This window comes from Microbacterium sp. KNMS, from assembly GCF_053851835.1.
Genome location: NZ_JBSQBP010000073.1, coordinates 1 through 413 on the forward strand (window position 1 = coordinate 1; position 413 = coordinate 413).

The following is a 413-nucleotide window of genomic DNA, read 5'->3' on the forward strand; positions in this document are numbered from 1 at the left end:
AACTACAAGAAGTCCGGGCCAGAGCCTCCTGACCACGCGATCGGCCGGTCACGGGGTGGTTTGACGACGAAGATCCATCTCGTCTGCGACGGGAAGGCCCGGGCGCTGGCGTTCGTCCTCACTGGCGGGCAGGTCGCAGACACGAGCATGTTCACCTGCGTACTCGACGAGATCCACATCCCCGGCCGAGGGCCCGCGCGCACGAGACCGGACCGGGTGCTCGCGGACAAGGGCTACCCGTCGAAGAAGAACCGGGCCTGGCTGCGCGAGCGCGGCGTCAAGGCCACGATCCCCGAACGCGACGACCAGATCGCGCACCGTCGCAAGCGGCCGGGCCGTCCGATCGACTTCGGCGATGACCAACGGGAGCGCTACAAGGGCCGCAACGTCGTCGAGCGGTGCTTCAACTTCGT

At 67.6% G+C, this 413-nt stretch carries 1 protein-coding gene; it reads left to right on the forward strand.

The annotated features are described in order from the left end of the window. Nucleotides 1–60: 60 nt before the first annotated feature. A partial coding sequence (locus ACWXWW_RS17895) for a transposase (protein ID WP_455971340.1) occupies nt 61–413 on the forward strand: 353 nt, incomplete at its 3' end.